Origin of the sequence: Mycobacterium sp. GA-1285, from assembly GCF_001499905.1 — a bacterium.
In the GTDB taxonomy this organism is placed as follows: domain Bacteria; phylum Actinomycetota; class Actinomycetes; order Mycobacteriales; family Mycobacteriaceae; genus Mycobacterium.
On the sequence record NZ_LQIS01000008.1, the window covers coordinates 128,112 to 137,781 of the forward strand.

At 68.6% G+C, this 9,670-nt stretch carries 10 protein-coding genes; 5 read left to right on the forward strand and 5 right to left on the reverse strand.

Annotated elements, in window-relative coordinates:
• Positions 1-116: 116 nt before the first annotated feature.
• From AU193_RS06905 to AU193_RS06915, 3 genes are all read left to right on the forward strand, one after another.
• Positions 117-1,511 (forward strand): zinc-dependent metalloprotease, encoded by a 1,395-nt coding sequence (locus AU193_RS06905; RefSeq protein WP_371259154.1) that lies wholly within the window; start codon positions 117-119, stop codon positions 1,509-1,511.
• A 76-nt stretch (positions 1,512-1,587) separates the two neighbouring features.
• A complete protein-coding gene (locus AU193_RS06910; protein WP_064421612.1) occupies positions 1,588-2,418 on the forward strand; it encodes a hypothetical protein in 831 nt (276 codons plus the stop codon).
• 42 nt (positions 2,419-2,460) lie between these two features.
• Entirely contained in the window at positions 2,461-3,801 is a 1,341-nt protein-coding gene (locus AU193_RS06915; RefSeq protein ID WP_064421613.1) for an AarF/ABC1/UbiB kinase family protein, read from the forward strand.
• Positions 3,802-3,840: 39 nt separating this feature from the next.
• Here the strand turns inward: AU193_RS06915 and AU193_RS06920 are convergent, their stop codons facing one another.
• The 3 genes from AU193_RS06920 to AU193_RS06930 form a co-directional block, all read right to left on the reverse strand.
• Positions 3,841-4,122 (reverse strand): WhiB family transcriptional regulator, encoded by a 282-nt coding sequence (locus AU193_RS06920; protein ID WP_064421614.1) that lies wholly within the window; start codon positions 4,120-4,122, stop codon positions 3,841-3,843.
• A gap of 137 nt (positions 4,123-4,259) precedes the next feature.
• Positions 4,260-4,451: a hypothetical protein gene (locus AU193_RS06925; RefSeq protein WP_064421615.1), complete on the reverse strand. Its 192-nt coding sequence runs from the start codon at positions 4,449-4,451 to the stop codon at positions 4,260-4,262.
• 119 nt (positions 4,452-4,570) lie between these two features.
• Complete coding sequence (locus AU193_RS06930; protein ID WP_064421616.1) at positions 4,571-6,736, reverse strand: ATP-dependent DNA helicase UvrD2; 2,166 nt, start codon at positions 6,734-6,736, stop codon at positions 4,571-4,573.
• An 83-nt stretch (positions 6,737-6,819) separates the two neighbouring features.
• On the opposite strand from AU193_RS06930, the gene AU193_RS06935 reads away from it, so the two are divergent.
• Positions 6,820-7,071, forward strand: coding sequence for a mycoredoxin (locus tag AU193_RS06935; protein WP_064421617.1), 252 nt, complete (start codon positions 6,820-6,822; stop codon positions 7,069-7,071).
• A 48-nt stretch (positions 7,072-7,119) separates the two neighbouring features.
• Here the strand turns inward: AU193_RS06935 and nudC are convergent, their stop codons facing one another.
• Together nudC and AU193_RS06945 are read right to left on the reverse strand one after the other, a co-directional pair.
• Entirely contained in the window at positions 7,120-8,046 is a 927-nt protein-coding gene (gene nudC / locus AU193_RS06940) for an NAD(+) diphosphatase (RefSeq protein ID WP_064421618.1), read from the reverse strand.
• Positions 8,047-8,067: 21 nt separating this feature from the next.
• The gene (locus AU193_RS06945) at positions 8,068-9,144 is read right to left on the reverse strand and encodes a TrkA family potassium uptake protein (RefSeq protein WP_064421619.1); all 1,077 of its coding nucleotides are present in this window, start codon (positions 9,142-9,144) and stop codon (positions 8,068-8,070) included.
• A 48-nt stretch (positions 9,145-9,192) separates the two neighbouring features.
• Between AU193_RS06945 and AU193_RS06950 the strand changes: the two genes are divergently transcribed.
• Entirely contained in the window at positions 9,193-9,597 is a 405-nt protein-coding gene (locus AU193_RS06950; protein ID WP_064421620.1) for a hypothetical protein, read from the forward strand.
• The last annotated feature ends 73 nt before the right edge of the window (positions 9,598-9,670 follow it).

The following is a 9,670-nucleotide window of genomic DNA, read 5'->3' on the forward strand; positions in this document are numbered from 1 at the left end:
TGCCCCGCGAGCGACCGTGCCCACGACGTCCGTCGCACGGTCGTCACGTAGAAACACGGCGGTCCGGGCTCGGTTCGCTGTGGGCGAGAGGCGCCCGCCCACCCGGTCCCGTCCTGGTGAGTACCGTTGAGGTCATGGCTGACGTGCCTTTCGGCTTCTCCGCCGGGGACGACCCCGAGGGCGACAAGCGCAAGAAAGACCCCGAGTCCGGATCAGAGGGGCCCGGCGATCCGTTCGGCATGGGCTTTCAAGGAGGCTCCGAGTTCGACATGTCTCAGCTGGGGCAGATCTTCAGCAAGCTCGGGGAGATGTTCAGCGGCGCGGGCAGCGCGATGGCAGGCGGAAAGCAGTCCGGCCCCGTGAACTACGACTTGGCCCGCCAGTTGGCGTCGAGCCAGATCGGTTTCGTCGCCCCCATCCCCGAGGGGACGGCCGCGGCGATCGTCGACGCTGTGCACCTGGCCGAGACCTGGTTGGACGGCGTGACGCCACTTCCGGCGGGAACCAGCAGGAGTGTCGCCTGGACCCCCACGGACTGGATCGACAACACCCTGGACACGTGGAAGCGGCTGTGTGACCCGGTCGCCGAACAGATTTCGGCGGTGTGGGTGTCGGCGCTGCCGGAGGAGGCGCGCACCATGGCCGGTCCGCTGCTGTCGATGATGACGCAGATGGGCGGGATGGCGTTCGGCTCGCAGCTCGGTCAGGCACTGGGCAAACTATCGCGAGAAGTGTTGACCTCCACCGACATCGGGCTGCCGTTGGGCCCCAAGGGCGTGGCCGCGCTGATGCCCGAGGCGGTCGAGTCGCTGTCGGAGGGCCTCGAGCAACCGCGTAGCGAGATCCTCACCTTTCTGGCGGCCCGAGAGGCCGCGCACCACCGCCTGTTCAGCCATGTGCCCTGGCTGGCCAGCCAGCTGCTCAACGCGGTCGAGGCGTTCGCGCGCGGGATGAAGATCGACATGAGCGGCATCGAGGAACTGGCGTCGGGCCTCAACCCCGCTGCGCTGACCGACCCGGCTCAGATGGAGCAGCTGCTCAACCAGGGCATCTTCGAACCCAAGGCGACGCCGGAGCAGACCGCGGCGCTCGAGCGGCTGGAAACGCTGCTCGCGCTGATCGAGGGTTGGGTGCAGACCGTCGTCTCCGACGCGCTGGGCGACCGCATTCCCGGCACCTCGGCGCTGGCGGAGATGCTGCGCAGGCGCCGCGCCACCGGCGGGCCGGCCGAGCAGACGTTCGCGACCCTGGTCGGACTCGAACTGCGTCCGCGCAAGATGCGCGAGGCCGCGGCGCTGTGGGAGCGGCTGACCGAGGCCGTCGGCGCCGACCGCCGGGACGCGGTCTGGCAACACCCCGACCTGCTGCCCGTTGCAAGCGATCTCGACGAACCGGCCGGATTCATCGACCGGATGATCGGCGGCGACACCAGCGGAATCGACAGCGCCATCGAGGAGGCGATCGCCGATCTCGAGAAGGACATCCAGAACCCGGACGACGACGATCGGTAGCGATCCGGGCCATTGGTGACGGCGCACCCTGTGGATAACTCCGGGTGACCGGCGCGCGGCGTGGCACGCTCGATCGATGACGCGCTACGCGTTGAGCGCCGCGACGCCGGTGCTGATGCGGCCGGACGGGGCTGTGCAGGTGGGTTGGGACCCGCGGCGCGCGGTCGTGATCCGTCCGCCGTCGGGGCTGCGCGCGGCGACGCTGGCCAAGATGCTGCGCCGCCTGCAGTCCGGCGCACGGGTGGCCGACCTGACGGCGCTGGCCCCCGACGCCGCGCTCGTCGAAAACCTGCTGATGTCCTTGGTCGACGCCGGTGTGGTCACTGCCGCCACGCGCCGGCGTGGCCGTGCCGCTGCGGTGCGCATCCACGGGCGCGGACCGTTGTCGGATCTGCTTGCCGCAGCGCTGCGCTGTTCGGGCGCGCGCCTGAGCCAGAGCACCCGGACCGACACCGGTGCGCCGTCGGAGCCGACCGACCTCGTGGTTCTCGCTGATTACCTGGTGGCCGACCCGCGGATGGTCCGCGAACTGCACGCGACCGGTGTCGCCCACCTGCCGGTGCGCGTGCGCGACGGTGTCGGCCTCGTCGGTCCGCTGGTTCTCCCGGGTGTGACGAGCTGTTTGGCGTGCGCGGACCTGCATCGCAGCGACCGGGACGCGGCGTGGCCCGCTGTCGCGGCCCAACTGCGCCACACCGTCGGCAACGCCGACCGGGCCACCGTGCTGGCCACCGCGGCGCTGGCGCTCAACCAGGTCGACCGGGTCCTTCGCGCGGTGGGTGGCAGCGCCGACGTCGACGGTGCCCCCGAACCGCCGCCGACGCTGGACACCACGTTGGAGTTCGACGTCAACGTCGGTGCGGTGGTGGCGCGGCGGTGGTCGCGGCATCCGCGCTGCCCATGTTGACATCGGTCGTTGGCAAGTCGTTGCGCTGCCTTCAGCCGCGTCGTGGATGATGGTCTGGTGAGTGAGATCAAGCGGGGCCGGGCTGCGCGCAACGCCAAGCTCGCGAGCTTGCCCGTCGGGATGGCCGGCCGGGCCGCCCTGGGCTTCGGCAAACGGCTGACCGGAAAGTCGAAAGACGAGGTCAACGCCGAGCTCATGGACAAAGCCGCCCAACAGCTTTTCACCGTGCTCGGTGAGCTCAAAGGCGGTGCGATGAAGGTGGGGCAGGCGCTGTCGGTCATGGAGGCGGCGATCCCCGAGCAGTACGGCAAGCCGTACCGCGAGGCGCTGACCAAGCTCCAGCGGGAAGCCCCGCCGTTGCCCGCCGCCAGGGTGCACCGGGTCCTGGACGCGCAGTTGGGTACGAAGTGGCGGGAGCGGTTCACGTCGTTCGACGACAAGCCCGTGGCGTCGGCCAGCATCGGCCAGGTCCACAAGGCGGTGTGGTCGGACGGCCGGCAGGTCGCGGTCAAGATCCAGTATCCCGGGGCCGACGAGGCGCTGCGCGCCGACCTGAAGACGATGCAGCGCATGGTGGGGGTGCTCAAGCAACTGTCCCCCGGCGCCGACGTCGACAGCGTGGTCGCCGAGCTCATCGAGCGCACCGAGATGGAGCTCGACTACCGACTGGAGGCCGACAACCAGCGCGCCTTCGCCAAGGCCTACGAAGGCCATCCGCGATTCGTCGTTCCCCGTATCGTGGCCAGCGCTCCCAAGGTCGTGATCCAAGAGTGGATCGAGGGCGTGCCGATGTCGGTGATCATCCGGGAAGGCAGCCAGGAACAACGAGACCTGATGGGCACCAGGCTTTTCGAGCTGACCTACGACGCCCCGCGTCGGCTCGAGATGATGCACGGGGACACCCATCCCGGCAACTTCATGCTGCTACCCGATGACAAGATGGGTGTCATCGACTTCGGCGCGGTCGCCCCGATGCCGGGCGGAATTCCGGTCGAGATCGGTTTGGCCACACGGTATGCGCTCGACGACGACTACGACAACCTGCTCACCACGATGCAGAAGATCGGCTTCATCCAGAAGGGTGAGCAGGTGTCCAAGCGCGAGATGGACGAGATGATGCGTCAATACGTCGAACCGCTTGAGGTCGAAATCTTCCACTACAACCGCAAGTGGCTGCAGCGGATCACCACCGCGAACATGCGGCCCGAGCGCGCCGCCGGCCAGATCAAGGCCGCCCGCCAGATGGACATTCCGGCCAAGCTCGCCATCCCGATGCGGGTGATTGCGTCCAACGTCGCGATCGCGTGCCAACTCGATGCGCATGTTCCGGCGAGAAGGCTTGCCACCGAACTGATTCCGGGTTTCGCCGACGAAGCCGCCTGACCGCCGGGGCAGATCCGTTCGGGAAGAACCGGCAGCCGTCTAAGCGGCTGCCGGGTTCCCGACGCTGTTCTTGCGCGGCCGGCCACGTGGGCGCTTGCGCGCGATGACGGTGCCCCGTTCGAGGATCTCGCCGCCCCAAACACCCCACGGCTCTTGCCGTTCCAGCGCCGCGGCCAGGCACTCACGCCGGATCGGGCACTGCGCGCACAACGCCTTGGCGCGTTCGAGTTCGACGGGGTTCTCGGCGAACCACAGATCGGGATCACCCCGGTGACACGGCACCGCCAGCTTCGTCTTCTCTCGGCATGTCCCGAGTGACATGTCCAGTCCTTCCCTGGTCGTGGGTTTCGTAACTCTTCGGCTGGATCCGGACCAGGGCGTTGGAGTGGTGTCCAAAAGACCAAGGCCACGGATCCGACTGCGGGTCCGTGGCCTTTTCGGCGAAATCGTGGGCTTACCTAGGTGGTGCCCCGATCGACGGACGACACAGTCGTGGCGGCGGCGCGGCGCTTGCGCTGCGGGGTGATGGCAGCGGCGGCACCGGCGGCGTGCGCGGCGGCGAACGCGGGATGCGCCGCGGTGGCGGCGACATGGATGGTCCGCGTCATGCCGGCAACGGCTACGCCGGTGAACGCGCTATTGCTACCCATGATGTCGGCCCCTCCTTTCGCATTTCGCACAAAAGACACCCAGACGGTGTGGATTCGAGGCTAAGCGTAGCAGCCGCGGCTGACAATCGATTTTTTGACCAGCGGGTTTGGCGCGATCTTTACGACGTTTGGCCGTGGGGTCGGCGGTCTAGCGGGCCCCGGGCTTTCACCATGGCGAGCACGTCGGCGCCGTACTGCTCGAGCTTGCGTGCCCCGATTCCCGGTATCGCGACCAGCGCGGCGTCGTCGGCGGGCAGCGTCTCGGCGATCGCGATCAGCGTGTTGTCGGTGAACACCACATACGCGGGCACGCTCATCTCCTTGGAGGTGCGTGACCGCCAGTCCTTGAGGTCGCCGAGCAGTTGCTCGTCGATGTCCGACGGGCAGGTTTCACAGCGGCGCAACATGATTGCCGCCGGTGCGGTCAACACGCTGTTGCATACGCGACAGCGGGGGGTGGCGCCGCGCGGACGGCGGGACCTGGTCGAGGTATCGCCGGTGGTCGACGACTGCGGCGCGATGCCGTTGAGGAACCGTGACGGTTTGCGGCTCTGTCGCCCCCCGGGCGCCCGGGCGAGAGCCCAGCTGAGCGCCAAATGCACACGCGCCCTGGTGATTCCGACGTAGAGCAGCCGACGCTCCTCTTCGACCGCTTCGCTGTCGGGACCGTGCGCGAGGGCGTGCGAGATGGGAAGCGTGCCGTCGGCCAGGCCGACCAGAAACACCGCGTCCCACTCCAGTCCCTTAGCCGCGTGCAACGAGGCCAGCGTGACGCCCTGCACGACCGGAGGGTGGCGCGCGTCGGCGCGCTGGCGCAGTTCGACGAGCAGCGCGCGCAGATCGAGGGTGGGACGCAGCGCGACCTCCTCGTCGACGAGTTCGGCCAGCGATGTCAGGGCTTCCCACCGTTCCCTGGCCTTGATGCCCGGCGGCGGCTCGGCGGTGAGCCCGAGCGGCTCCAGCACCGCGCGCACCACCTCGGGCAGAGGTCGGTCGGCGTCCGGTTCGGCACTGCGTTCGGCCGCGCGCTGCAACGCCACCAGCGCCTGGCGGATCTCCTGGCGGCTGAAGAAGCCCTCGCCGCCGCGCACCTGGAACGGGACGCCGGCTTCGGTGAGCGCCTCCTCGTAGACCTCCGATTGGGCGTTGATGCGGTAGAGCACCGCGATCTCGGCCGGTTCGGTGCCGGATTCGAGAAGCCATTTGATGTTCTTGGCCACCGCCTTGGCCTCGGCGACCTCGTCGGGGTATTCGGCGAACCTGGGCGCGGGGCCGGGATCGCGCTGCCCGACCAGGTGCAGCTTGCTGCCCGCCATCCGGCCGCGCGCACCGGCGATGACCCGGTTGGCCAGCGACACCACCTGCGGGGTCGAGCGGTAGTCGCGTTCCAGGCGGACCACCGCCGCGTCGGGGAAGCGCCGGGAAAAGTCGAGCAGGTAGCGGGGCGTGGCGCCGGTGAAGGAGTAGATGGTCTGGTTGGCGTCGCCGACGACGGTGAGGTCGTCGCGCTCCCCGAGCCAGGCGTCGAGCACCCGCTGCTGCAGGGGCGTCACGTCCTGGTATTCGTCGACGACGAAGCAGCGGTAGCGGTCGCGAAACTCCTGCCCCACCGCGGCGTCGTTCTCGATCGCCGCGGCGGTGTGCAGCAGCAGGTCGTCGAAGTCGAGCATCGTGGTCCCGTCGCGGCGGGCCTTGAGTGCCTCGTAGCCGGCGTAGACGGCCGCCACCTTCGCCGCGTCGAACGGGATGTCGCGACCGACCTGTGCGACCGCGGCGGGATAGTCCTCGGGACTGATCAGCGACGCCTTTGCCCACTCGATCTCGCCGGCGAGGTCGCGGACGTCGTCGGTGCTGGTCGGCAGCCGGATCCGGTTGGCGGCCTGGGCCACCACCGCGAATTTGGTGTCGAGCAGTTCCCAGGTGGTGTTGCCGACCACCCGGGGCCAGAAGTACGACAGCTGGCGGCGGGCGGCGGCGTGAAAGGTCATCGCCTGCACCGAGCCTGTGCCGACTCCGCCGAACGCCGCGTCGAGCGCGCGCAACCGGGCGCGCATCTCACCGGCCGCGCGCTGGGTGAAGGTGACCGCGAGAACCTGACCGGGCGCGACGTGACCGGCCGCGACCAGGTGCGCGATGCGCCGCGTGATCGTGCGGGTCTTACCGGTGCCCGCGCCGGCGAGCACGCACACCGGCCCGCGCGGGGCGAGCACCGCCTCGCGCTGCTCGTCGTCGAGGTCGTCGACGGCGTTCGGGCGGCTGCCCACAGAAGCGACCTCTACCGACATGCGGTCTATCTTGGCAGGGGCCGGTGACAAATGACCGGTACGGCGTCGGGCATGTTCGGTCCATCCGATACGTTGAACGCCTTATGAGCGCAGCACAGACTCCCGTGATCATGTACACCACCACCTGGTGTGGCTACTGCGTGCGTCTGAAGAAGGCGCTGCAGGCCGAGGGCATCGAGTTCACCGAGGTCGACATCGAAAAGGATCCCGCCGCTGCGCAGTTCGTCGCCTCGGCCAACGGGGGCAACCAGACCGTGCCGACGCTGAAGCTGCCCGACGGTTCGACGTTGACGAATCCGACCGCGCGCGAGGTCAAGGCCAAGCTTACCGGCTAGCGCGATTTGTGCGTCCTGTTGCGGTGAGCGCAACAAAACGCACACAAGTCAGTCCAGCGCGGCCCAGGACTCGATGATCTCCCGCGCGATCGAGATCGATCCCGGAAGTAGCAGCCGTGACGGCGAGTCGCTACTCCAGTCGCCGTGGTCGAGGGCCTCGCGGATCTCGGCTCGGGTGAACCAGGCGGCCTCGGCGATTTCGCCGTCGTTGAACGAGAACTCCTGCTCGGGGTCGCCGATGGCGTGGAACCCGACCATCAGCGACCGCGGGAACGGCCAGGGCTGACTGCCCAGATAGGTCACGTCGGTGACGGTCAGCCCGATCTCCTCGGCGATCTCGCGGACCACGCAGGTCTCGAACGACTCACCGGCCTCGACGAAGCCGGCCAGGATCGAGAACAGCCGCTGTGGCCACACCGTCTGGCGGGCCAGTACCGCGCGGTCGCGCCCGTCGTGCACCAGGCAGATGACCGCCGGGTCGATGCGGGGGAACTCCTCGTGGCCGTTGACGGGGTTGATCCGCGCCCACCCGCCCCTGATGGGCTTGGTCGGTGAACCGTCGACCGTGCTGAACCGCGCGCTGTCGTGCCAGTTGAGCAGCGCGGTCGCGGTCGCGACCAGTTGCGCGCTGACGTCGTCGAACACCTGACCGGCTCGGCGCAGGTCGAGCACCTCGGTTTCGGTGTGGGGGTCCTCCGGTCCCTCGAGGGCACCGCGAATCGCCCAGACGTGCCGGCCGTCGTTGAGTCTTCCGAGGAAGACCGCGTTTTCCGGCGGCCGATCGCCCAGCTTGTCGGCGCCGCCGAGCACGACGCTGCCGTCGGCGATCAACACCTGGTTGCGCCGGTCGACCCGCAGCACCAGCGCGTCGGGCCACCCGGCCAGAGCGGCGTCGATGTCGGTGCGCAGGGCATCGGCGCGGTCGGCGCCGACCCGGGACAGCAGCGGCACGTTGCGCAGGCGAAACGACGTCATCGTCGGGCGATCACGCGAGGACTACTCGGCGTCCGCGTTGCGGATGTAGAGCAGCCGATCACCGGACTCGACCCTGTCCACCTCCGGCGAGTCGACGCGCAGCAACTCTCCCCCACGGACCACGCCGAGAACGATGTCGTGCAGGTGGCGTGGCGATCCGCCCACCTCTTTGGGTGTCACCTCCCGCTCGGCGATCGCGAAGCCGGCATCGGGGGTCAGCAGGTCCTCCATGATCTGCACGACGCTGGGGGTCTGGGTGGCGATGCCGAGCAGTCGGCCCGCGGTCTCCGACGACACCACGGTGGAGTCGGCGCCCGACTGTCGCAGCAAGTGCTGGTTGTCCGACTCGCGGGCCGCCGCGATGATCTTGGCGTTGGGCGCCAGCTCGCGCGCGGTCAGGGTGACCAGCACGGCGCTGGCGTCGTCGTCGGTGGCGACGATGATCGACTTCGCGTGCTGGGCGCTGGCCAGGCGCAGGATGTCGGCCTTGGTGGCGTCGCCGTGGACGGTGACCAGCCCAGCGCTGCGGGCGCGTTCCAGCGCGCCGGCGTTCTCGTCGACGACGACGATGTCGGCGGGAGCGACCTCGTCGCCGACCATCGCGGCGACCGCCGTCCTGCCCTTGGTGCCGTAGCCGATGACGACGGTGTGGTTGCGCACTCTGCTCCTCCATCGCTGGATCTTCAATGCCGCGCGCGACTGGCTGGTCAGTGTCTCGACCGTGGTGCCGATCAGCACGATCAGGAAGGCGACGCGCAGCGGGGTGATCACCAGGACGTTGATCAATCGGGCCTCGGGGGTGAACGGGGTGATGTCGCCGTAGCCAGTCGTCGACAGCGACACCGTCGCGTAGTACAGGCAGTCCAGGAACGACAGCCGGTTGTCCTGGACGTCGCGGTAGCCGTCGCGGTCGAAGTACACGATGAACACGGCCGCGAGCAGGGCCAGCGTCGCGTAGATGACGCGGCGGATGATCCGCTGTGTCGGGCTTACGAACGGTTCGGGGATCCGCAGGATGTCGACGAGCCGCGAGTCGGGCTGTGTGGTCAGGTCCTGCTCGATCGCGGCGAGCCGGCGCCGCAACCTACCTTTTGCCACGAGGACCCGTTACCGGTCCCGCAGGGGTGTGCACGCCACAATGTAATCATGACCCCTCCCCCGCCCGAACTGCAGCAAGTCGCCAGCCCGTCGCGCGCCTATCGGATGGCGGCCGGACTGCTGGGTATCGGCACGTTGCACTTCGTGGCGCCGAAGCCGTTCGATGGCATCATTCCCGCCGAGTTGCCCGGCAGTCCGCGGCTTTACACCTACGTCTCGGGCGTCGCCGAGCTCGGGGTGGCGGGACTTCTGCTGGCGCCGAGGACGCGACGTTTCGGCGCGTTGGCCGCGGTGGCACTGTTTCTCGCGGTGTTTCCGGCCAACGTCAACATGGTCCGACTGTGGTTGAAGGACCCGGCCAAACCGCTGCCGATGCGGTTGGTCGCGATCGCGCGCCTGCCGCTGCAGGTTCCGATGATCGTCGAAGCCGTGAAGGTGTACCGGGAGTCCTAGTGTCCTGAGTCATTAATTTGTGAGCAGTAGTTGCCGATGCTGGCTAGGATTTGGTCGGCGGTTTTGGTCCAGA

Coding starts and splice junctions, on each gene's coding strand:
- AU193_RS06930 (WP_064421616.1), bottom strand. CDS start 6,736: ATGTCGGTAGAGGTCGCTTCTGTGGGCAGCCGCCCGAACGCCGTCGAC.
- AU193_RS06925 (WP_064421615.1), bottom strand. CDS start 4,451: ATGGGTAGCAATAGCGCGTTCACCGGCGTAGCCGTTGCCGGCATGACG.
- AU193_RS06935 (WP_064421617.1), top strand. CDS start 6,820: ATGAGCGCAGCACAGACTCCCGTGATCATGTACACCACCACCTGGTGT.
- AU193_RS06950 (WP_064421620.1), top strand. CDS start 9,193: ATGACCCCTCCCCCGCCCGAACTGCAGCAAGTCGCCAGCCCGTCGCGC.
- AU193_RS06910 (WP_064421612.1), top strand. CDS start 1,588: ATGACGCGCTACGCGTTGAGCGCCGCGACGCCGGTGCTGATGCGGCCG.
- AU193_RS06920 (WP_064421614.1), bottom strand. CDS start 4,122: ATGTCACTCGGGACATGCCGAGAGAAGACGAAGCTGGCGGTGCCGTGT.
- nudC (WP_064421618.1), bottom strand. CDS start 8,046: ATGACGTCGTTTCGCCTGCGCAACGTGCCGCTGCTGTCCCGGGTCGGC.